This is a genomic window from Bacillus sp. AK25, from assembly GCF_048270685.1.
Classification (GTDB): Bacteria; Bacillota; Bacilli; order Bacillales; family Bacillaceae; genus Bacillus; species Bacillus altitudinis.
The window spans coordinates 914,761-937,226 of the sequence record NZ_JBLUWC010000001.1 but is presented as its reverse complement, the minus strand read 5'-3'; the positions used below and the strand labels follow the sequence as shown (position 1 = coordinate 937,226).

The following is a 22,466-nucleotide window of genomic DNA, read 5'->3' as shown; positions in this document are numbered from 1 at the left end:
CCATTCCTCCTTTATTCACCGAGCTGTTTCTCACCTTTTTGTTTCATATAAATGGTCTGTCCAGGGAAAGCAAATTCTACCCCTTCTTCATGGAAAATATCAATAATGCGATAGTTAATATCCTGCTTAATATCCAGGTTTTCAGACCAAGCCGTTGTGTTTGTATAAAAGTTAAAGAATAAGTTTAAATAGCTGTCTGCCAGCACATCGAAATTCACCATAATCGTTTCCTTATGAACCCCATCATGCTCATAAAGCATTTGCTTCAGACGTTTGATGCACTTATCAATGTTTTCTTTCGGTGTATTGTAAGATACGCGAACGGAGAACGTAATTTGACGTTTATTCATTCTCGTCCAATTTGTGATTGGCTCCTTTGAAAGGGTCGAATTTGGTACAGTCACCACCGCTTCAGCAGGTGTTCTAAATTTTGTGCTTCGGAAGGTAATGTCCTCTACAGTCCCAAGTACACTTGGAGTCTCTACAAAATCGCCCATTGTAAAAGGCTTCTCTGTAATAATCACAATTCCTCCAAAAAAGTTCGCCACTGTATCCTGCGCAGCGAGCGCAAAAGCAAGACCACCTAGACCAAGCCCTGCCACAAGTCCGTTCACATCATAATTAAACTCTTGTGCAATGACGCTAATACTCAGTGCAATAATAATAAAACGAAGAACCTTTGATAAAAATGGCGCTAAAATATCATCCATCTCTAATTCAAATTTTGAATTCACTTTTTGAAATAAGAAAGAAGAAGCTGCGGTTAGATTACAAAGTCCCCACGTCAGCATCAAAATAATAGAGGATCTATACAATTTGACAATGACATCCATATGGTGCTCAAAGTATGGGGCTTGTCTTAACGCAAAATATAAACCTAGTGCCACAAAAAACAGCCTCGCAGGTTTTTCAAACGCCACGACAATTTGGTTAATGACTTCGGTTTTAGACCGATTTGTCAGCTTAAAGAGCAGGTGAAACAAGTATTTTGTAAATACTTTTCGAAGTAATAAAAAAAGCAATAAAATACAAAGGCTAATGCCTATTTGGATCGCAATATCGACTGTAAAATATGTATCCATCCATTTTTGTGTAAACATCTCTGTCTCTCTCCTTTAAAACAATCCTCTCTAGTTTATAATATAACCTTCGTTTATGTCCTCTCTTAAATGTCTGACCTCTATATAAAAAGCCTCGGGACCTATCCCGAGGCATGATGTTCAATTATGAAATTTTGGCTTGAGACATATCGACGGGCAGCAAACTACTTTTTCTTCTGAGCCTGATCAAGGAGAGTCGCTTTAAACATTTCAGCATCCGTTTCGGCCTTAATACGTTCTTCCACTCTAATTCTCCCTTTACCCAATCATCTCGCCTCCTTTTCATCATTATAAAACATCAGAATTTTCAGTCAACATGACGAAAGCACTAATATTTTGACGAACGCTGACGATTTGGACAAAATTGATCGAAGAAAAATTGATGTAATTCAGGTTTACTCAATCAAAGCTTGCTCTATTCCTGTAACTTTTCAAAATGATACATCAAGCTTTTTCGGTACATGAGGTTCCATGATAATACGGCGATCTTCTTCTCCATATAGTAAAGAAGGAAAACCACCAAAGCATTTGATATGATAAGACCAGAACTTATGTTAGGGAGCTGGAGCAGGTGTATATTATCGCACATAGAGGGTCATCAAGCGCAGCCCCAGAAAATACAATCGCTGCGTTTGATGTAGCTGTCGAGCAAGGAGCAGATTATATTGAATTAGACGTACAAATGACCATGGATCAGCACGTCGTCGTCATCCATGATGATACCGTTGATCGAACGACGAACGGAAACGGATTAGTCAAAAGCTATACACTTGATCAGTTGAAAAAACTGGACGCAGGAAGCTGGTTTGACCAACAGTATACGAATGAACGAATTCCAACATTACAAGAAATTCTTGAAAGATACAGTCAGCGGATTGGAATATTGATCGAGATCAAACACCCAAAACGGCAGATAGGAATCGAAAAGGCAGTTGCCCGCATCATCAATCGGTTTGCCTATTCTCGTCATATCATCATTCAATCTTTTGATGTTCATGCACTGCAAAGAATCAAAGCATTCGCCCCTTCTCTTCGCACAGCTTTGATTATAAAGCCTGATGCATTTAAACTAACGAAACGAAAGTTAACGACATACAGCTCGTTTACAAATTGTCTTAATATGAAGAAAACGATGATCAATAGATGGTGGATAGACCGCATCCACACATTCGGGATGGATGTGTTTATATGGACTGTAAAAGATCAAAAAACAGCGGATCGAATCAAAAAATATCCAATTGATGGTGTGGTAACGGATAACCCGCTATTTTTTCAAAAGGAGAAATGATGCAGATGAAAACTTATTTCGCCGTTTTTATCGGTGGATTGATTGGTACACTTTGCAGATATGAACTAAGCCAAACTGTCATCAGCCAGACATTCCCCTATGCAACGATGATTGAAAACATTTCCGGCAGCCTGCTTCTTGGTTTTGCGACAGGTTACTTTCTATTTCAGAAAGGAAAAAAAGATCTTGCAGCTTTGATTGGAACAGGGTTTTGCGGCGGGTTTACGACCATGTCCACCTTTTCTAAAGAGACAGTTCTTCTGTTACAGGCAGGGCAGTTCAATTTAAGTATGATGTACATCCTGCTCTCAGTCATTGCTGGAGTAGCCGCTGCTTTAGCTGGCCTGATCCTTGCTGAACGGCTCTTTCATCAAAATAAGCAGCAGAAAGGAAGCAGATAAATGATTGTTTTTTATACAGCTGTAGCTGGAGGGATCGGCAGTGCATGTCGTTTCTTCATCAGCCAAACAATCCAGAAAAATCCATCCCATGCCCTTTTCCCGTACAGTATTATTTTCATTAATTTATTAGGTGCAGCCGGTTTAGGTTTTCTCACAGGCGCTGTAACGTCCAATCATCCACTGCTAGTGATCATAGGAACCGGTTTTTTTGGAGGCTTTACCACATTCTCTACGTTTAGTGTAGAATCTGCGACGATGCTGATGCAGCGTCAAATAGGAAAGCTTGCTGCCTATTTACTTGTGACAATTATCGGCTCTTTATCCCTTTTTGCGGCGTTTTATCAAATAGGACAACTTCTGTTTTAAATATCTGTGATGGCTGCTAGGCTGATGAGCAGTTGATCCATCAGCTGGCGCTTCATTAAAAATAGTGTCTTCTCACTATAGCCGATTTCGATTGCACATTTTGCCATGCGCCAATCTCGAAAATACTTATAATCAATGAGCTGCTGCTCTATTTCATCCAATTCTTTTAAAGCCGTTTCAATACAAGCAACAATCAGTTCATACTGATTTTTCTGCTCTTCTAATTTTTGACGTGCCATATGATGATGTTGGAGAGAACTTCGCTTTTCAAGCTGTCTTTCAATATTTAAAATGGCTGCTTGATAGTTCTTGAAATTTTTTAAATGAAACTCAATACGTTTCATTGAGGTTTTTTTCTCCGTGATACTTGCTGTTTCATACCAGAGCATGTCCATCCCCCTTTTACGAACGTTTGTTCTTATTGTATACGAACATACATTCTTAAAAAAGAGGCTAAATACCTAAAAAAACCTTGAGCTTATTTTTCGCTCAAGGTCATTTCATTTACTAACAGCGGCTCTTTTATATCAAGCCCTGTGCGTGTATTTTCTTTTTCTGATGATGTGACGCCTTTTTTCAGGTCGATCTTTTTCACATAGCGTCCATCCATCTCCAAGACCTTCATCCGAATATCATCAAGATAAATGGATTGTCCTTCTCGGATATCAATGTTCTCATTTAAGATTAGCCCACCTATCGTATCAATTTCTTCATCATGATATGACATTTCGATCAAATCTTGAACTTCCTCTAATCTCACTTTTCCATCTAATATATAATGATGCTCCGCTCTCTTTTGAATGACAGGTTGCTCATCTTCATCGAATTCATCTCGAATGTCTCCAACAATCTCTTCTAAAATATCCTCTGTTGTGACAAGTCCAGATGTCCCGCCATATTCATCCGTTAAAATCGCCATATGCATTCGATCGCGCTGCATCTTGACGAGAAGCTCTTGAATTGGAATCGTGTCAATCACTTCAATCACTGGATAAATATAATCTTGAAGCTTCAGTTGATCTTTTTCTCCTTGGTACACAATATCTGCAAAGAGCTGCTTTTTGTTGAGCATGCCTATGACATGGTCTTTATCCCCTGAAAACACTGGGAAGCGTGTGTACTTTTCCTTTGTCATGATCGCCAGTATTTCGTCTAACGGCATATCTTCTGGAATCGCACAAATTTCTCTTCGCGGTATCATAATTTCTCTTGCGATTCGATTATCAAAATCGAATATCTTGTTCATATAATTATACTCTGATGAGTTGATTTCCCCATTTTTTAAGCTTTCAGATAATAAAATCTTTAATTCCTCTTCGGAATGGGAATGTTCTTTTTCAGACCCCATATCGATACCCATCATTTTCGTTAGTACACGGGCTGACCCGTTCAACACATAAATGAAAGGGTACATAAGGATATAAAATGCATGCAGCGGTCCTGACAGCCAAAGCGTCATTTTTTCTGCCTTTTGTATGGCAAGTGTTTTTGGTGCAAGCTCGCCAACAACTACATGCAAAAAGGTAATAATAGAGAACGCAAGTGTTGCTGAGATCAGGCTGATTGCTGAATCAGGAATGTTTGTCAAACCAAAACCTCGAACTAAAAGTTCTTTTACTGCCGGTTTACCGATCCACCCTAAACCAAGGGATGTCACTGTAATACCGAGCTGGCAGGCTGACAAATATTCATCTAGCCTTGATGTCACCTTTTTCGCCATGATAGCCTTTTTGGACCCTTCGGCAACAAGCTGATTAATTCTTGAACTTCTCACCTTTACAATGGCAAATTCAGATGCAACAAAGAAAGCTGTTAAAGCAATCAAAACTCCGACTATACTCAGATTAACAATATCGTCCATTTAACCTTGCTCTTTCTTAGAAGAACAAGGAGTCACCTCCTGATTGATGATGTTGTCTTTTGCAAAACGGTTAACTGATTAAATAAGACTACTTTGAGGGCCCCACTTAACCACCTCCGGTTCACGTAAAATCCGTCTCTCTACATATATATGAAACGGTATTCATTTTATCTTACCATAAATAATCTGAAAATTCCTGTATCGCTACAGTATTTTAGAGATGACAACCCAAATTGATGGAAATGCCCTTTGTTTCTTCATATTGGCAGGAAATCTGAACAATTATCTTGTATTTCAGACTCGAATTATATTAAACTATTTTCATAAACTATAACGTGACGGTTAGGAGGAGATGTTCAGATGGGGCTGAGAAAAAGTATCGTATTGGTGAACTAGCACAGATTGCACAGGTGACGAAACGAACTGTAGATTATTATACGAATCTAGGGTTGCTTGCGCCTGTTAGATCTTGCTCTAATTATCGTTATTACGATGAACATGCTTTAGAACGATTACAATTAATCGTTCTTTGCAAACAGCAGAGATTGGCTCTTTCTGACATCAAATCCAGATTAGATGAACAATTCCCTTCTCAAAAGGAAGAACATGACGAACTTGTCCATTTAACCTCTGATATCGATCGGATGAATGAGCATATGGACCGCATTTTGGCACGTTGTAAGCAGCTTCAGCCAGAACAACGTGAAAAACTAAAAGAGCAGCTTACTCCTGAAAAAATGACGGCTGTCCAATCATTTTTACTGCTGTTAAGTTAAAATTTTTACTAAACAGGAGGTGTTACCTTCGTTCTCAAAGTCAGAACGAAGGCCTTAATTGGACATAGTGAATTTACTCATAGTTGCTTTACTTATAGCTTTAACCGCGTTTTTCGTTGCATCGGAGTTTGCGATCATTCGCTTAAGAAGCTCAAGAATTGATCAGTTAATCGCAGAAGGTAATAAAACAGCAGTTGCTGTCAAGCATGTCACGACTCACCTTGATGAGTATCTGTCGGCCTGTCAGCTCGGTATCACCATTACCGCCCTTGGTATTGGTTGGTTAGGGGAAGAAACAATTGCGCATATGCTTGCTCCACTATTTGTAGAGCTGTCGATTCCTCAATCAGCCAGTCATATTGTCACTTTTATTATTGCGTTTAGTATTATGACGTTTTTACACGTCGTGGTTGGAGAGCTTGCCCCAAAAACACTCGCCATTCAAAAGGCTGAGCAAGTGTCCCTTCTATTTGCTAGACCGCTTATGATATTTTATAAAGTGATGTTTCCGTTCATTTGGGTGTTAAATGGATCTGCTCGTTTATTAACGAAAGCATTTGGTCTTCAACAAGTTTCTGAGCATGACATGGCGCACTCTGAAGAAGAATTGCGGATTATTTTATCTGAGAGCTATAAGAGCGGCGAGATTAACCAGTCTGAATTCAAATATGTGAATAAAATTTTTGAATTTGATGACCGTCTGGCGAAAGAAATTATGATTCCTCGTACCGAAGTTGTCAGCTTCCCGCACGATATTACGATTGAGGAAATGCTGAAAGTGACCAAAGTCGAGAAATATACACGTTATCCAATTGAAGATGGCGATAAAGACAACATTATCGGTGTTGTGAATATTAAAGAAGTACTCACTGCATGTATTAGTGGTGAATGTTCCACAAGTGATACGATCGAACATTTTGTAAACCCGATTATTCATGTAATTGAAACAGTTCCTGTTCATGATCTACTGCTTAAAATGCAGCGTGAGCGTGTACACATGGCCATTTTATCAGATGAATATGGCGGTACAGCCGGACTTGTAACAGTTGAAGACATCCTTGAAGAAATTGTCGGTGAAATTCGTGATGAATTCGATATTGATGAAATCAACGAAGTGCGTAAATTGGGAGAAGACCACTACATCTTTGATGGAAAGGTCCTTGTAGATCAAGTTAACCTGCTACTAGGTATTCAGCTTGATAACGAAGAAGTCGACACAATCGGCGGCTGGTTCCTTACACAAAAATATGAAGTCGAGAAAAATGACGCGATTCGTGAACAAGGCTATGAATTTATCATTAATGAAGTCGATGGACACCATGTGGCATATATCGAAGTCAAAAAACTAAACGAACAACTATTAGAAGCAGCTGAAGAAGGCGCTTCTTAAGAAAAAAACGACCCTTGCCTTAGCAAGTGGTCGTTTTCTTTATCCCTTTTCGATTAACTTAGCTTCAAGTTCTTTGATTCTTGTGTTTAATACTTCTGTCATCGCACCTAATCTTTCTTTTGGCGGCAGATGATCAAATTCAGACAGCTCAATCGGTTCACCAATAATTAAGCGCATTTTCCCCTTCTTAAAAAGGCTTTTTGCATTAGAAGGTCCTTTGTACGCTGCTGGTACGATTGGTGATTTGCCGAGCTGCGCAATCGTAACGGCCCCTCTTTTTAAAGGAACATCTTCTGTTGTACGTGTTCCGCTTGGAAAAATCCCAACGATTTTCCCCTCTTTTAATAATTTAATGGGCGTTTTAATACTGCTTGGCCCAGGATTCTCTCGATCAACTGGAAAAGCATGAATCTTCTTTAAAAATCCGCCGATCCATTTATTTGCAAACAATTCTTTTTTCGCCATGTAGTGGATCTCAAACGGAAGAATTCCTGCGCCTAATGCAAGAACATCCACAAAACCCTCATGCGTACAAGCAATGACAAACCCCCGGTCTGTTGGCAGATTCTCTTTTTGATATACTTTGATTCCGCCTCGGAGAGCAAAAAATGCTTTGACGGTATAGCCTGAAAATTTATACATAGTGCACTTCCTTTGTTTGAAGAATGAAGGATTTGTTTCTATTATAACAAATTTTTTATTACCTGGTACTAAAAATTTTCTCCTGTTGATAAAATAGAGACGGTTCACTAAAATCATCTTTTCACTTAAGATGACCGCTCCTTCTGTATTCAAGTATGTGTTTTTAGGAGAGAATAGAGGAAGAAATGTGTCCAAAATTGTCGTTTTTTGAGTTTTTTTCCTGATTTGTTCTATTGAAAACACTTTATAAATGATGCAAATTTCGCTATGATAAGGAGAAATGATTTTGATTCGGCGAAAGAGATGAGTAATGTACGGCCTATGAGAAGTTTCGTGCAACTTTATGCCTTTCTTATGCGTGTATAACATAGAGGGGAGAAAAATCAGTGACGATCGATGAAATTTATCAAATGTATATGAACGATGTTTACAGGTTTCTGCTCTCCATGACAAAAGACAAACATTTGGCAGAGGACTTATTGCAGGAAACCTTTATGCGTGCTTATATACATATTCATTCCTACGACCATAGCAAAGTGAAACCTTGGTTATTTCAGGTGGCACGAAATGCTTTTATTGATTATGTCAGGAAACATAAAAAAGAAGTGACCATATCGGATGATCTCATTGGCGGCCTTTTACAAACGTCTGTACAAAGTCCTGCTGAACAGATTGAAATAAAAGAAGTTCTCAACATGTATTTGGAGCAACTTCCAGATAACTACAAGGAAGCGTTGACATTGTATTATTTAAAAGAACTAAATTACAAAGAAGCATCCAAGGTCATGAATATTACTGAAGCAAATTTTAAAAGTGTTTTATTTCGTGCAAGGCAGCGCCTAAAAGCACTATATAACAGAGGTGTTAATGATGAATGAAGAGTTTAATAAGCGATGGGAACAATATAATAATGGCGAGATGAACGAGGAAGAAATGATGGCGTTTGAAGAAGAGCTGGAAGAAAATGAAAAACGCTTAAGCCAAGAACTGAATGACTCAGATTGGACAGACTTCTCCATCAGTCCTGAAAAACAAAAAGCCATTTTACAATACGGAAAAAGAAAGTCCTATTTACGTATTTCTGTGCTTGCTGTTATATCTACATTGATTATTTTACCGCTTTGTACACTAGGTAGTTATCTATACTACGGCGTTGGCGGAGCAGACAGTAAAGGCAATCATTTTATGGAAACGGCCGCTGTAACAGTCGCCCTAACAAAACCGAATGTCGCCATTGATATGAAAGATTTAAAAGGACAAGTCAAACTATTTGGTATGAACACAGAACTTAAGCTGCAAAAACAAATTGGCAATAAAACAGAAGCCATCGGCAGTGAACAAATCGAAATGTTTTTCGATAAATTAAAGCAGCCTACGATCTCTTATTATGGCGACAGCGCACGTAATACGGAGGATTTCTTTACGCACCCTTCGTCTCAGGCAGATACATCTAAAAAACAAACACTCACTACTCTAGACAAGCTACCTGAAGGAACAGTGAGTGAAGTGTATGTATCCTATGACAAAGCATACACACCGAAAGACGTGTATTCATTTGCTAAAAAATATGATATGAAAGTGCTTTGGAATGCGATCAAAACAGAAGATTCATTAAGTGGAAATCAGCGTCCAATCGGTTTTCCCGGGAAAGACTCTGAATTTTTAAAAGAGCTTCAGCACACATCAAAAACAGAGGTTGATCAGTTCAAAGATGCCCTCGCCTATGTCAACCAGCATCCATCCTGGGCAAAAACGATCTCTGGCAGACCTGAACTTGACCTCTCTAACCGAATACGCTATATCAATCAAAATGGTGTCACGGTTTACGGTTCTGTTGTCACAGGTCCTTCTAAAGAAATAGAGAAATTTGTGAAGACAAAACGCATTAAAACGGCCAAAGTGAGCGAGGTGGAATTATGGAATTGGTAAGAATTTTTAAAGAGCATAATGTGTTTGGCTGGATTTCGGTCGGCACCGCTATTTTATCGCTGCTCATGCTGAACCTCGCCATTATTAGCAATGTGACATTTTATTCGTTTCAAATGCTTCCTTTTGCAATGGCCGCAGTTCCATTCGGTGTGATTGAACTGTTCATTAAAAAAGGCCGCACTGGACCAGGTTTCCTAGGCGTCGTTCTGAATATTTTTGTCATCGTTTGTGTCTATGCGATCGTCTCCATTGATGTCGATCTTCAATTAGGTTTTTAAATCTCATGAGATAAAAAGCCCGTGTTACTTGGCTAATGCCAAGCAGCATGGGCTTTTTTATGATATCGTTTTTATTTTCTTGCATTTAATGGTAAACCTACAGCGCCATATAAAAATGAGACTGCTTTATAAGCAGTCCCTAGATGATATTAGTTTACAAATGTCTTTGCGCCAAGGTAAATTGGCTTCCAATAGCTTGAAGTCATATCGCTGATCGTCACACCATCAGAAGCAGCGTGGATAAACTTGTTGTTCCCAAGGTAGACACCCATGTGAGATGGGCCAGATTTATAGGTTGTAAAGAAGACAAAATCTCCAACTTTAGGTGTTGAGACGCTTTTCATTGATCCCCAAAAACCTTCAGTTGTTTGTCTTGAAATCTTTGTTTGTTTGTTAATGATATACCACATAAAACCGCTGCAATCAAAGCCTTTCGGTGTCGTTCCACCCCATTTATATGGTGTACCGTTTTGTGCTTTCGCATCTGCTACGAGTTTAGACGTGTTTAAAGAAGAAGTAGCAACTGTTTTTTCTTTGACAGGTGTTGGTTTCACTTTGGACGTCTTTTTCACTTTCAGCTTTTGTCCAATTTTAATCAGATCTGTTTTGAGTTTATTTAACGATTTCAGCTCTTTCACTGTCATTCCATATTTTTTGCCGATTTTAGATAAAGTATCACCTTTGACAACTTTATGAGTGGCTGTCGCTGAAGACGCTTTTACTTTTGTTGTTGTTTTTGATGTTTTCGTTACCTTTTTTGAAGAAGTACCATTCACTTTTAAAGTTTGTCCAACATAAATCGTGTTAGATTTCAACTTATTGTCTGATTTAATCTTACTCACGGTTGTTTTGTATTTTTTCGCTAGAACAGAAAGAGAGTCACCTTTTTGAACCTTTACTGATTGTGCTGAGGCAGCTCCGGCAAATAATGTCGTTCCAAGTAGAACTGCACTTGCAGCTGTGATCAATTGTTTTTTCATTTGTTCCTCCTGTATGTTTCTATCGTGATCCGAATTTTTATCTACTTTCTATTATAAGGATCGAATACCAGAAGAAATAGTCTTGACTTCCTACGACATTATGCTTATTAATTCGGCAAAAATTATTTTTTTTTAGGGTTCTTTTTATTTCATTTTTATTACACAATCATGACAAAACAAATGCATCTTGTCATAGATAAATCATACATTCATTTCTCTTTTTGGTTCATTCTATGTAAAGTGGACCTTTACAATTTTAAAGTGAACTTTACGGTGCTGTCATTTGGAATCCACACTTCTGCTCTACCATTGTAAACGTGAGAGCGATACATAAACAATGAGGAGGCAAAATGAATGAGTGTGTTGAAAAGCTCGAAAACGAAAATAGCTGCAATCGCAGCCGCATCAGTGTTATCGATTGGTATTTTTTCAGGAATTGAATTTGGACAGGCTGACAAAGCTGAGGCTAAAAAGAAACCAAAAAATGACGTACAAAATGTGATCGTGCTCATTGGAGATGGCATGGGAACACCTTACCTTTCAACTTACCGCTCATTTAAACACAACGGTGATCTTTCCAAGCAAACAGCGTTTGACCCTTACCTCACTGGCATGCATAAAACATACCCTGATGATTCTAAAAGTAACATTACTGATTCAGCAGCAGCTGGTACAGCCATGGCAACTGGTCAAAAGACATACAACAACGCCATTGGTGTAAACAAAAATGGCAAAAAACTAAAAACAGTATTAGAAGAAGCAAAACGCAAAGGAAAGTCTACTGGTCTCGTCGTCACATCTGAATTAACCAATGCGACACCTGCTGCGTATGCCGCCCACGATGTGTCTAGAAAAAACACAGCAGCCATTGCTGATGATTTCTTCGATGAGAAAATTGGCAAACAGCATACAGTCGATGTCATGCTTGGCGGAGGACTGATCGATTTTGTCCGAAAAGATCGTGATTTGACGAAAGAATTTCAAAAAGCAGGCTATCGTTACGTAACCAATAAAGCTGACTTACAAAAAAACAAACAGCAAAAATTGTTAGGCATTTTTGCTGACGGTGGTCTCGATAAAGCAATTGATCGTGATAAAACGACCCCTTCTTTGCAAGACATGACATCCTCAGCCATCAAACAGCTGTCTAAAAACAAAAAAGGATTTTTCCTCATGGTTGAAGGCAGTCAAATTGACTGGGCTGGACATGACCACGATATTGTCAGTGCGATGAGTGAGATGAAGGATTTTGAAAAAGCATTTGAAGAAGCCATTCGTTTCGCAAAAAAGGATAAAAATACATTAGTCATCACGACAGCAGATCATTCAACTGGCGGCCTTTCCTTCGGGGCAGACGGCTCGGGAAGCTGGGATTATCAGCCTGTCAAAGCAGCAAAGAAGACACCTGATTTTATTGCAAACAAAATTGTTGGGGGTATGACGGTCGAGACTGCGCTCAAACAATACATCGACCTTGATTTCTCAAAAGAGGAAATCGCCTCTATTCAAAAGGCAGCTGAAACAAAAGATCCTGTTCAAATTGATGATGCCATCGAAAAAGTCATCAATACGAGGTCTCATACAGGCTGGACCACATCGGGTCATACAGGGGATGAAGTACCATTTTATGCTTATGGACCAACAAGTGAGCAGCTAAAAGGGCTCATGGAAAATACAGATCAAGCGAAACACATTTTCAAACTGCTGAAAAACCAATAAAGTGCTAATCACAAAAAAAGATGTCTAGTCGTAGACATCTTTTTTGATCATTAAGTGAGATACTTCCTATGAACCCCTTTTCCATCGTATGAAAACATCACTTCTTTTCCTTCAAGAACTGACTCGATATGCACACTTCTTCCCCATAGCTGATACAAATATGGAAGCACCTTTTCTAAGTATTTGAGATCGAGCTCAATGCCTTCATACCAATGTTTAATATAGAGTTCATTGTTTTTTAAATAGTCGCCATCGATGACTGTCAAATACGGAAAGCCGCCATTGACCCTCATGCTGACTAGCTGATCACGGACTGCCTTCCATTCTTTATCAATGACTTTATAGTCTCTCCCCTGCTTTTGAAACAAGTACAAATCTTCCCTCATCACAAGGTCTTTCGTTAAGTAATTTCGAATAAAAGAAATGTCTGATTCAATTTCTCGCACTTCAAACATTTTGCTGCGACCGGACCCTTCCGTCACTCCTGCTTTTTTTAATTCCTCGCATGGATGATCGTAGCGCTCTTCAATATCTTCAAAAATCTTCAGCCCTAAATAGTAAGGATTGATTCCTGTCTTAGATGGCTGCACGACACCTGCATTTAATTTGGCAAATTCAATCGATTCACTTGAATCTAAATCAAGTTCACGCATAATCCGCTGGTGCCAATACGATGCCCAGCCTTCATTCATGATTTTCGTTTCTAGCTGTGGCCAAAAATAGAGCATTTCCTCTCTCAGCATCGTCAGCACATCCCGCTGCCAAGGCTCTAGCTCCCGGGAGTGTGCCTCGATAAAGAGCAAAATATCTTTTTCTGGCTTTGGGGGGAATTGCTTGATCGTTTTCTTTTTCTCACGTGTTTTTGATTCATCCATTCCCCACAAATCATCATATGGCGTTTGACGTTTTGGTTTGTCCTCTTCATATTCATCTTCATCGTCGAGATTCCAGCTTAATTTTGAACGAACAAGCGACGGATCAATATGCTCCTGCAATGCCAATACAGCATCTAAAAAAGACTCGACTTCTTTTGTACCGTGGATATGTTCATATTCTTTAATTCGCTCTGCTGCCGCTGACATACTTTCCACCATATCTCGTTTTGTGTTTTGGAAACGGCAGTTGTTTTTAAAGAAATCGCAGTGTGCCAAGACATGAGCCACAATTAGTTTATTTTGAACAAGCGAATTGTTATCAAGGAGAAAGGCATAGCAAGGATTTGAATTAATCACCAGCTCATAAATTTTGCTTAATCCTAAATCATAATGAAGCTTCATTTTGTGAAATTGCTTTCCAAAGCTCCAGTGGCTAAATCGTGTTGGCATGCCATATGCACCGAATGTATAAATAATCTCCGCGGGACAGATTTCATACCTCATCGGATAAAAATCTAGACCAAATCCTTCTGCAATTTCTGTAATTTCATCAATGGCTCGTTGTAAAAGACGCTTTTCAGATACGCTCAAGGAAACCATCCCTCCTCATCGGACTTATCCCTACTATATGAGCGTACCTAAAAAAACATGATGTTCAGCCAGTTGTTTAGACGACTTCCATTTCTTTCATGGACTGCCCGCCGAACGCTTCAAAATGGATATTCTCTTCTGGGATGTCCATCGCTTTTAGAATAAGGATCATCTCTTGAGTAAATGCTGGAGAACCGCAAACATAAAATTGGCCTTTTCCTTCACCAATGACTGATTGAAGGAAAGGTCGGTCAATCCGCGTAGCCACCTTCTCAACCAGCTCACTCTTTCCACTCTTTTCAAATTGTTCGTTACAAAGGATAATACGCCCCTCTGGAGATGAAGTGAGAACGTGTTCAAACTCTTGTTCAAAAGCGGTTACATCCTCTAATCTGTCTGCATGAATCATCGTGAATGGCTGATTGTTATGCGACGCTGTTTTCACTAAACCAATCATTGGTGTGACACCAGAACCGGCACTAATCAAATAAACGGGTTCTTTTGTGTCATCTTTCAAGCAGAACATTCCCTGCGGCATACTCACGTGAAGAATATCGCCTTCTCTCATTTCATCATGCAGGAATGTGGAGACATGCCCATCTCGTTTCACGGTGATGCGATAGTAAGATGGGTGATATTGATCTGATAAACTGTATTGTCTGCTGCATACATAGGCTTCACCCGGCATATCTACCTGCACCGTAATGTATTGACCAGCTTCATACATTGGTAGCTCAGATTCATCCTCTGGTACGAAATAAAAGGAAATGAGTGATGGAGATTCTTGTTTCTTTTTCTTCAGAATAAACGGTTTGACATCTGCCCATCCACCCGTTTGTTTCACATTTTCAGCCATCATTTCTGCCTCAATGGTGATGAATATATTCGCAATGATGTCATATGCAGCCTTCCAAGCCAACAATGTGTCATCTTCCTCTGATAACCCAAATACCTCTTTCATTGCTTCAAGAAGGTGATATCCGACGATTGGGTACTGCTCTTTTTTCACCATGACACTGACATGCTTATGGGCAATTTGTTTCACAGCAGGAAGCAAGTCTGCCAAGCGATCAATGTGCAGTGCAGCTTGATAGAGTGTTGCGGCAAGCGCCTCTGGCTGGCTTCCATTCATGAGATTTGTTTTATTAAACTGATTGAGTAGCTCTGGGTGCTGTCTAATCATATTTTGATAAAAAACAGTCACAAGTTTTGTTCCCTCAGCTTTTAGAAGAGGGGCTGATTGTTTAATGGCATTCATTTGATCTGTGGATAACATCGTTATTCCTTCTTTCAAAAGATGTATTTTAAATACATCTTTATCGTAATGGATGACAGCTTATAAAAGCAATATTTAAAATGCATGTTTTAAATGTTGTCACATTTAGTACTTTCTCGAACAGTTTTTGTCTAAAATGTGTTACGATGATACAAAACTCTATTAGGTTTAGAGGTCGTCCAAATGAAACTTACGAATTATACAGATTTCTCATTAAGGGTACTCATTTATTTAGCTTCGAGAGAAAACAATGAACTGTCAAATATTCAGCAGATTGCCGATATTTATGGCATTTCGAAAAATCACCTGACAAAGGTCATTTACCATCTTGGAAAACGTGGTTATGTAGAAACGATCCGCGGAAGAAATGGTGGGATTAGGCTGGGGAAAAGCCCAGAAAGCATTAATATTGGTGAGGTTGTCCGCTATACAGAGGATGATTTAGTCATGGTTGAATGCTTTGATCCGAAGAAAAACAGCTGTATTATCTCCCCGATTTGTTCATTAAAACACGTACTTCATGAAGCACTCACTGCTTATTTACGCGTTCTTGACCAATACACATTAAATGATTTAACACAAAACAAAGATGCTCTAAGAGAGCTTCTGCTCTAAGGCGAAAGAATTTATTTCTTTCGTCTTTTTCTTTACCTCCTTGTAATAATAATTTATTTAAAATTATTATAAATAAATATTGACTATCATGTTTGATTCAATATAATTAGGGTATATAGATTGCTAGAAACCATTTTTTGTTTACAGGAGGAGAAAAAGAATGACAAATTCTAATCATAAAAATTTGACAACGAATCAAGGCGTGCCAGTTGGCGATAATCAAAACTCTAGAACTGCTGGTCACAGGGGGCCTTCATTTCTTGATGATTACCATTTGATTGAAAAACTTGCACACTTTGACCGTGAACGTATTCCAGAGCGTGTCGTTCATGCAAGAGGCGCCGGCGCTTATGGTGTATTTGAAGTAGAAAATAGCATGGAGAAACATACAAGAGCAGCCTTCTTAAGTGAAGAAGGAAAACAAACAGACGTTTTTGTCCGTTTCTCAACGGTTATTCACCCTAAAGGTTCACCTGAAACATTACGTGACCCTCGCGGCTTCGCTGTCAAGTTTTATACAGAAGAAGGCAACTATGATCTAGTTGGGAACAACTTGCCGATCTTCTTCATTCGTGATGCACTCAAATTCCCTGACATGGTTCACTCTCTCAAGCCAGATCCTGTAACCAACATTCAAGATCCTGACCGTTATTGGGATTTTATGACGTTAACACCTGAATCCACTCACATGCTCACATGGCTCTTCTCTGACGAAGGTATTCCTGCGAACTACGCTGAAATGCGCGGTTCTGGTGTTCATACGTTTAGATGGGTAAACAAATACGGAGAAACGAAATATGTGAAATACCACTGGAGACCATCAGAAGGCATTCGCAATTTATCGATGGAAGAAGCTGCAGAAATTCAAGCAAACGACTTCCAGCATGCGACAAGAGACTTGTATGATCGTATTGAAAAAGGAAATTATCCAGCATGGGATCTTTACGTTCAGCTTATGCCGCTCAGTGATTATGATGAACTAGATTATGATCCATGTGATCCGACGAAGACGTGGAGCGAGGAAGATTATCCGCTGCAAAAAGTGGGCCGCATGACACTGAACCGCAATCCAGAAAATTTCTTTGCTGAAACAGAGCAATCTGCTTTCACGCCAAGTGCCCTAGTACCAGGAATTGAAGCATCTGAAGACAAACTGCTTCAAGGTCGTCTGTTCTCTTATCCTGACACGCAGCGTCACCGCCTAGGTGCAAACTACATGCGCATCCCAGTGAACTGTCCTTATGCGCCTGTTCACAATAACCAACAGGATGGCTTTATGACAACAACTCGTCCAAGCGGTCATATTAACTATGAACCAAACCGTTATGACGATCAGCCAAAAGAAAACCCTCACTACAAAGAAAGTGAACCCGTTCTTCATGGTGACCGTATAGTGAGACAAAAAATTGAAAAACCAAATGATTTCAAACAAGCTGGAGAAAAATATCGAAGCTACTCTGAAGAAGAGAAACAAGCATTGATCAAAAACCTGACAGCTGACTTGAAAGATGTAAATGAAAAAACGAAATTACTTGCGATCTGTAACTTCTATCGTGCAGATGAAGATTACGGACAGCGTTTAGCGGATTCACTCGGTGTGGATATTCGCTCATATCTTCAAGGAAGCATGAAATAGATCTTGTTTTCAGCTGGAGCACCTCTTTTTAAAAGAGGTGCTTTTTTATAGCCGAAATACGTTAATACTAATCAAATGACCCGTCACTGGATGAAAATAAATTTCTGCATGTGCTGCAAATCGTGTGGAGCCTTCCTTCACGGTCACGCGAAACACATCTTTTGTTTGATCTTCATTCACTTGTGTACGTCCAATGTAATGATAATCGTTTAAAGCGGCGCCTTCATATTCATCTTGCAAGGCAGTATACGCAAGTCTTTCCCAATTCTCTGCCGGCTGCACAGCTGCTTGTGAAGATGGATGAATCATGAGACTGCCAAATAAAACAATTCCTGCTGCAAAAAGCATCCATAATTTCGGGTGCATAATATCAATATTCTCACTTTCATGTCTATTTTGTTTAGGTTTTGCTGGTTGGTTCTTTTTCATACATCAAGCATTTATTCAGCCTATAATTCCCGGTACCCAGTTTATGCAGACACCAACTTTTCCCCTGAAAAAGTCGACCTGATCCGAGCAAACTAATGAGGACTTCTCAAGGGAAAGGAGAAGGTTTAATGAATGTGGCAGATTATGATAAGGCACTTTATTATACGCATCGCTCGCAATGGGATAATTTACTTATTCTTATGGTCCGTACGCAAGATGATTTGCTCTCGAAACGTATTGAGCATTTCTTACATGCGTATCAATTTAACCGGAACGATGCAGATGTTGAAAAATGTTTATATGGACTCCTGCAGTATATCGACCATGCTTCAGAGGCTGCCGTTGCTGAAGCATATGCTGAACCAATGTACACATAAAGGAAAAGGTTGATTTTCGATTGTTGACAAAGGGCTAAAATGAACTTTATTTTAGCTCTTTGTTTTCTTTTCAGCCTTTTACTAACCGCCTTTCATAAAGAAGAAAAGACTTCACGAGAGAATACTCATGAAGTCTTTTGGAATGTCCACCATGACTGTTTACAACAGCTCTTTCGGCTGATTTTTTTGATAATCTACCGCATATAGAGCGGCCTGAGTTCGATCTGCCAGCTCTAACTTTGATAACACATGAGACACGTGAGTTTTCACAGTCTTTTCAGAAATAAAAAGCGATGAGGCAATTTCTTTGTTACTTTTCCCTTTTGCGATTTCAAATAAGACATCACGTTCTCTATTGGTCAGTTCGTTCATCAATGCCCATTTCTGCTCTTTAGGTTCAGTTAGATGCTGGACGAGAAACGTCGTAATATGACCGTCTAATTGATACGTACCATTTTGCACCTCAATCATTGTCGTGAGAAGCTTTTCAGGTGCTACATCCTTGAGCTGATAAGCCTTCGCTCCCGCTTGGATAGCAGGGATCACATAGTCCTTATCTGCATAGCTTGTCAGAATGACAATGCGGACATCCGGCATATCCAGCGTCATTTGCTTTGTCGCCTCAATTCCATTCATTACAGGCATAGAGAGATCCATCAAGACAATGTCAGGCTTTGTTTGCCTAACTACCTGCAGTGCCTCTTCCCCATTGGATGCCTCACCGACGATGTCTACATCTGGCTGAGTTTGCAAGAAAAAGACCAGCCCTTTTCTGACAATATGATGATCATCTGCAATAACTACCCTCATGACAATCCCTTCCTTTCTTGAGAAAATGGTACTTTCACATCAATCGTCGTTCCCTTACCTAGCTCAGAATTGATGCAAAATGTACCGCCTGCTCTTCGGATACGATCAGCCATCCCTTTCAGCCCAAATGAAGGAAGACTCATTTGTTCATCATACTGAAATCCCTTTCCCTGATCGATGATTTTCATACCAAACGTATCTCCTGATTGCTCCAGTTTGACCTCTACTTTCTCAACGCCCGCATGCTTTTGGCAGTTATTTAGAGCTTCTTGACATACGCGAAATAAAGTCTCGTGCTTTGAATGATCTATTTCCATACAGCCTGATAAAGACAATGAACAATTTAGACCTAAAAGCTGTGCATACTCTTCAATCGCTGTCGTAAATCCTTTTTCAAGTCCTTTTGGTCTTAACTGCCATATGAGTGAACGCATTTCAATGAGGGCATCTTGTGATAAATGCTGAATAAAATCAATCATTTCCCCTAAATGTTGATCACTTGTCATTTGACGCGCTGCCTTTGCAGTCAAACTCACGGAAAACAGCATTTGATTCACAGAATCGTGTAAATCCTGTGCAAGCCGGTTTCGTTCTTCTAGCAGTGCATGCTGCTGCTCATTTTGCACAAGCTTCATGCGCTGAATAGCCGTACCTATTTGCAGTGCAATACTTTCAAGCAGATTCAGCTCCTCCTGTGTAAATGTGACCTTCCCTTTTGCCGCCACATTTAATAAGCCAAACGTACGCTTACATGCTTGGAGCGGAACGGTTGCATGATGGGTAATTCCTTCTGTATCTCCAAGCTTTTGCTCAATCGCCGTTTCAATCCGTTTACAATTGATGATATTGGTCGCTGATTGCAGTGAGCCTTTCGTGTAGCGGTTGATGCAATAGCAATCGTTTTGACACATGAGCTCTTTTTGATGCTTTGCCAGCGCTTCAGGTAAGCATACTTCTGCCATTAGTTCATACGATCCGTCTTCTTCTATAAAATAAATCCATGCTGTTTGAAAGCCTGTCACTTCCATAAGCATATGAAGCACTTCATGAAGCGTTTCCTTCATTTCCATTCCTTCATTTAACTTTTCAGCAATTTCTTTTAACGTTTTTAATGTTTTGACTTTTTCTTGGTAATCTCCCATCGTGTGTACCCCCGGCTTTTACTGCCTCTCTGATCAATATGTTGATTATACCATGAGCATCTGTGCGGCTCTTTCTCAAAAAGGATGATTTTTTCTCATCCTTTCGACTGAGAAAAGCCATCATGCATGACATGATGGCTTTGTGATATTTTATTTAGCTGTTTCTTCCACAATGTCATAGACGACTTTCATGACTTCTTCTGATAAGTGTTTCAGCTTTTCTTCGCTGTCTGTTAACGATGTGCCTTTGACTGCAATATAAAATTTGACTTTAGGCTCCGTACCAGAAGGTCGTAAACAAAACCATGAGCCATCTTCAAGGAAATATTTCAGGACGTTTGATGCCGGCAGATGAATCGTTTCTTCTTTCTTTTCAGCCACAAGGTGCCTTTGACTTGATTGATAATCCTCAATGACCGTAATGCGCTGACCGGCGATAGAAGCTGGCGGGTTTGATCTAAAGGTATGAAGAATAGCAGAAATCTGCTCTGCTCCTACTTTCCCCTTTAAGGTTAATGACTTTAAGCCTTCTCTGTAAAATCCAAATTCCTTAAAAATATCAACAAGCGCATCGTATAATGACTTCCCTTGTTTCTTATAAAAGGCTGCGACTTCAACTGCTAATAACGCAGCTTGAACTGCATCTTTATCTCGTGCAAAATCACCGATCAAATAGCCGTAGCTTTCTTCATAGCCAAATTGAAACGTGTATTCTCCGCTTTCTTCAAACTGCTTGATTTTTTCTCCGATAAATTTAAAGCCAGTGAGCGTATCAATCGTGTCAGCTCCAAATGCTGAGGCAACAGCACGCCCAAGCTCACTTGTCACAATCGTTTTCATCACAACGGGGCGAGGCGGTAGCTGACCTAGTTTTTGTTTTTCAGATAATAAATAATGAAGTAGTAAGGCGCCTGTTTGGTTGCCCGTCAAAACGGTAAATTCTCCATCGTGATTTTTCACAGCGATACCTAATCGATCTGCATCTGGATCTGTCGCAATCAACATATCAGCATTTTGCTTTTTGCCAAGCTTGATGGCGTATTCAAAAGCGGCATGCTCCTCTGGATTTGGAGACGTAACCGTCGAGAATTGCGGATCTGGTTTTTCCTGTTCAGGTACAACCGTCACATGCTTATAACCAAAGGCCTGAAGTCCGTTTCGGACAGGTTTATTCGCCGTCCCATGAAGCGGGGTAAACACCACTTTGACATCGACTTCTTTTGCAAGCTCAGGGTGCACACGAATGGTTTTTAATTTTTCCATATACGCTTGATCGATTTCTTCACCAATCATGCGGATCAAACCATTTTGCTTCAATACTTCTTCTGATTCCACTGAAATGGCTAATTCATTTTCGATGGCATCTACTTCTTTAATGACTTGATCTGCTTCAAATGGGGGCATTTGGCCTCCATCTTCTCCATAAACTTTATAGCCATTATATTCCGGCGGATTGTGACTTGCTGTCACAACAATCCCTGCAAAGGCATTCAGTTCTCGAACTGCAAAAGAGAGTTCTGGTGTCGGACGCAGTTCGTCAAATACGTATGTTTGAATGCCATGTGAAGCAAGTGTTTTGGCCGCTTCCATCGCAAATTCAGGAGATTTATGGCGTGAATCATAGGCAATGGCGACGCCTCTTTTTTTTGCATCCTCTCCATGTGCTGCAATATACGCAGCAAGACCAGCAGATGCTTTTCGAACAGTGTAAACATTCATTCGGTTCGTTCCAGCACCAATTTCTCCGCGCATTCCTCCAGTACCAAACTCAAGGTTTTTGTAGAAACAGTCTTCAAGTGCTTGATGATCATCTTGATGTGCCTCCAGCCATTCCCTCAGTTCAGTATCCAGGTGCTTCTCATTGATCCAACGCTCATAATTCGTATTCCAACTCATGGTCGTCCTCCCAGCTCTTATCATCAATAAAATAACATCTACTGTTATTTTATATGGAATTATCCTTCATGTCATGTTATATCATGAAC

The 22,466-nt window shown here is 39.7% G+C and carries 24 protein-coding genes; 12 read left to right on the top strand and 12 right to left on the bottom strand.

Going from position 1 to position 22,466, the window contains the following annotated elements; all coding sequences use genetic code 11:
- Window positions 1–11: 11 nt before the first annotated feature.
- Complete coding sequence (locus ACNO7B_RS04785) at window positions 12–1,100, bottom strand: mechanosensitive ion channel family protein (RefSeq protein ID WP_017360337.1); 1,089 nt, start codon at window positions 1,098–1,100, stop codon at window positions 12–14.
- Between the two features lie 164 nt (window positions 1,101–1,264).
- A complete protein-coding gene (locus tag ACNO7B_RS04780; RefSeq protein WP_017360338.1) occupies window positions 1,265–1,366 on the bottom strand; it encodes a YhdX family protein in 102 nt (33 codons plus the stop codon).
- 305 nt (window positions 1,367–1,671) lie between these two features.
- Here ACNO7B_RS04780 and ACNO7B_RS04775 point away from each other — a divergent pair, with 305 nt between their 5' ends.
- The 3 genes from ACNO7B_RS04775 to ACNO7B_RS04765 are packed head-to-tail and all read left to right on the top strand — an operon-like array spanning window position 1,672 to window position 3,155.
- Window positions 1,672–2,388 (top strand): glycerophosphodiester phosphodiesterase, encoded by a 717-nt coding sequence (locus tag ACNO7B_RS04775; RefSeq protein WP_417901249.1) that lies wholly within the window; start codon window positions 1,672–1,674, stop codon window positions 2,386–2,388.
- The gene (gene crcB / locus ACNO7B_RS04770; protein WP_017366925.1) at window positions 2,388–2,789 is read left to right on the top strand and encodes a fluoride efflux transporter CrcB; all 402 of its coding nucleotides are present in this window, start codon (window positions 2,388–2,390) and stop codon (window positions 2,787–2,789) included. The genes ACNO7B_RS04775 and crcB overlap by 1 nt, the downstream gene beginning before the upstream one ends.
- On the top strand, window positions 2,790–3,155 hold the full coding sequence (locus tag ACNO7B_RS04765; RefSeq protein WP_417901248.1) for a CrcB family protein: 366 nt from the start codon (window positions 2,790–2,792) through the stop codon (window positions 3,153–3,155).
- On the opposite strand, the gene ACNO7B_RS04760 is transcribed toward ACNO7B_RS04765, so the two are convergent.
- Both ACNO7B_RS04760 and ACNO7B_RS04755 read right to left on the bottom strand, forming a co-directional pair.
- Window positions 3,152–3,544 (bottom strand): hypothetical protein, encoded by a 393-nt coding sequence (locus ACNO7B_RS04760; protein WP_046343072.1) that lies wholly within the window; start codon window positions 3,542–3,544, stop codon window positions 3,152–3,154. The genes ACNO7B_RS04765 and ACNO7B_RS04760 overlap by 4 nt on opposite strands.
- 89 nt (window positions 3,545–3,633) lie before the next feature.
- A complete protein-coding gene (locus tag ACNO7B_RS04755; RefSeq protein ID WP_017360343.1) occupies window positions 3,634–5,016 on the bottom strand; it encodes a hemolysin family protein in 1,383 nt (460 codons plus the stop codon).
- 335 nt (window positions 5,017–5,351) lie between these two features.
- Here ACNO7B_RS04755 and ACNO7B_RS04750 point away from each other — a divergent pair, with 335 nt between their 5' ends.
- Together ACNO7B_RS04750 and ACNO7B_RS04745 are read left to right on the top strand one after the other, a co-directional pair.
- Window positions 5,352–5,792, top strand: coding sequence for a MerR family transcriptional regulator (locus tag ACNO7B_RS04750; RefSeq protein ID WP_417901247.1), 441 nt, complete (start codon window positions 5,352–5,354; stop codon window positions 5,790–5,792).
- 58 nt (window positions 5,793–5,850) lie between these two features.
- Window positions 5,851–7,182, top strand: a complete 1,332-nt coding sequence (locus ACNO7B_RS04745; RefSeq protein ID WP_007497105.1) for a hemolysin family protein — start codon at window positions 5,851–5,853, stop codon at window positions 7,180–7,182.
- Window positions 7,183–7,221: 39 nt separating this feature from the next.
- On the opposite strand, the gene ACNO7B_RS04740 is transcribed toward ACNO7B_RS04745, so the two are convergent.
- A complete protein-coding gene (locus tag ACNO7B_RS04740; RefSeq protein ID WP_017360344.1) occupies window positions 7,222–7,824 on the bottom strand; it encodes a lysophospholipid acyltransferase family protein in 603 nt (200 codons plus the stop codon).
- A gap of 386 nt (window positions 7,825–8,210) precedes the next feature.
- Here ACNO7B_RS04740 and ACNO7B_RS04735 point away from each other — a divergent pair, with 386 nt between their 5' ends.
- The 3 genes from ACNO7B_RS04735 to ACNO7B_RS04725 are packed head-to-tail and all read left to right on the top strand — an operon-like array spanning window position 8,211 to window position 10,031.
- On the top strand, window positions 8,211–8,702 hold the full coding sequence (locus ACNO7B_RS04735) for a sigma-70 family RNA polymerase sigma factor (protein ID WP_008348979.1): 492 nt from the start codon (window positions 8,211–8,213) through the stop codon (window positions 8,700–8,702).
- A complete protein-coding gene (locus tag ACNO7B_RS04730; RefSeq protein WP_024719964.1) occupies window positions 8,695–9,753 on the top strand; it encodes an anti-sigma factor in 1,059 nt (352 codons plus the stop codon). Before ACNO7B_RS04735 ends, ACNO7B_RS04730 begins: the two co-directional genes overlap by 8 nt.
- Window positions 9,741–10,031: a hypothetical protein gene (locus ACNO7B_RS04725; protein WP_008348984.1), complete on the top strand. Its 291-nt coding sequence runs from the start codon at window positions 9,741–9,743 to the stop codon at window positions 10,029–10,031. Before ACNO7B_RS04730 ends, ACNO7B_RS04725 begins: the two co-directional genes overlap by 13 nt.
- Before the next feature lie 149 nt (window positions 10,032–10,180).
- On the opposite strand, the gene ACNO7B_RS04720 is transcribed toward ACNO7B_RS04725, so the two are convergent.
- A complete protein-coding gene (locus tag ACNO7B_RS04720) occupies window positions 10,181–11,011 on the bottom strand; it encodes a C40 family peptidase (RefSeq protein ID WP_008348987.1) in 831 nt (276 codons plus the stop codon).
- 354 nt (window positions 11,012–11,365) lie between these two features.
- On the opposite strand from ACNO7B_RS04720, the gene ACNO7B_RS04715 reads away from it, so the two are divergent.
- The gene (locus tag ACNO7B_RS04715) at window positions 11,366–12,730 is read left to right on the top strand and encodes an alkaline phosphatase (protein WP_008348991.1); all 1,365 of its coding nucleotides are present in this window, start codon (window positions 11,366–11,368) and stop codon (window positions 12,728–12,730) included.
- 50 nt (window positions 12,731–12,780) lie between these two features.
- On the opposite strand, the gene ACNO7B_RS04710 is transcribed toward ACNO7B_RS04715, so the two are convergent.
- Both ACNO7B_RS04710 and ACNO7B_RS04705 read right to left on the bottom strand, forming a co-directional pair.
- Entirely contained in the window at window positions 12,781–14,205 is a 1,425-nt protein-coding gene (locus ACNO7B_RS04710; protein ID WP_411239013.1) for a SpoVR family protein, read from the bottom strand.
- A 67-nt stretch (window positions 14,206–14,272) separates the two neighbouring features.
- Window positions 14,273–15,472: a globin domain-containing protein gene (locus ACNO7B_RS04705; protein ID WP_417901246.1), complete on the bottom strand. Its 1,200-nt coding sequence runs from the start codon at window positions 15,470–15,472 to the stop codon at window positions 14,273–14,275.
- A gap of 183 nt (window positions 15,473–15,655) precedes the next feature.
- Between ACNO7B_RS04705 and ACNO7B_RS04700 the strand changes: the two genes are divergently transcribed.
- Both ACNO7B_RS04700 and ACNO7B_RS04695 read left to right on the top strand, forming a co-directional pair.
- On the top strand, window positions 15,656–16,087 hold the full coding sequence (locus tag ACNO7B_RS04700; RefSeq protein ID WP_041507532.1) for an Rrf2 family transcriptional regulator: 432 nt from the start codon (window positions 15,656–15,658) through the stop codon (window positions 16,085–16,087).
- Window positions 16,088–16,247: 160 nt separating this feature from the next.
- Window positions 16,248–17,723 (top strand): catalase, encoded by a 1,476-nt coding sequence (locus tag ACNO7B_RS04695; RefSeq protein WP_144684746.1) that lies wholly within the window; start codon window positions 16,248–16,250, stop codon window positions 17,721–17,723.
- 45 nt (window positions 17,724–17,768) lie between these two features.
- Here ACNO7B_RS04695 and ACNO7B_RS04690 read toward each other — a convergent pair whose 3' ends face one another.
- On the bottom strand, window positions 17,769–18,152 hold the full coding sequence (locus ACNO7B_RS04690; RefSeq protein WP_041507533.1) for a YqzG/YhdC family protein: 384 nt from the start codon (window positions 18,150–18,152) through the stop codon (window positions 17,769–17,771).
- Window positions 18,153–18,280: 128 nt separating this feature from the next.
- Between ACNO7B_RS04690 and ACNO7B_RS04685 the strand changes: the two genes are divergently transcribed.
- Window positions 18,281–18,529 (top strand): YhdB family protein, encoded by a 249-nt coding sequence (locus ACNO7B_RS04685; protein ID WP_008349000.1) that lies wholly within the window; start codon window positions 18,281–18,283, stop codon window positions 18,527–18,529.
- A gap of 159 nt (window positions 18,530–18,688) precedes the next feature.
- Here ACNO7B_RS04685 and ACNO7B_RS04680 read toward each other — a convergent pair whose 3' ends face one another.
- From ACNO7B_RS04680 to ACNO7B_RS04670, 3 genes are all read right to left on the bottom strand, one after another.
- Complete coding sequence (locus ACNO7B_RS04680) at window positions 18,689–19,339, bottom strand: response regulator (RefSeq protein WP_008349002.1); 651 nt, start codon at window positions 19,337–19,339, stop codon at window positions 18,689–18,691.
- The gene (locus tag ACNO7B_RS04675) at window positions 19,336–20,481 is read right to left on the bottom strand and encodes a GAF domain-containing sensor histidine kinase (RefSeq protein WP_008349005.1); all 1,146 of its coding nucleotides are present in this window, start codon (window positions 20,479–20,481) and stop codon (window positions 19,336–19,338) included. Before ACNO7B_RS04675 ends, ACNO7B_RS04680 begins: the two co-directional genes overlap by 4 nt.
- 150 nt (window positions 20,482–20,631) lie before the next feature.
- The gene (locus ACNO7B_RS04670; protein ID WP_417901245.1) at window positions 20,632–22,377 is read right to left on the bottom strand and encodes a phospho-sugar mutase; all 1,746 of its coding nucleotides are present in this window, start codon (window positions 22,375–22,377) and stop codon (window positions 20,632–20,634) included.
- Window positions 22,378–22,466 lie beyond the last annotated feature (89 nt).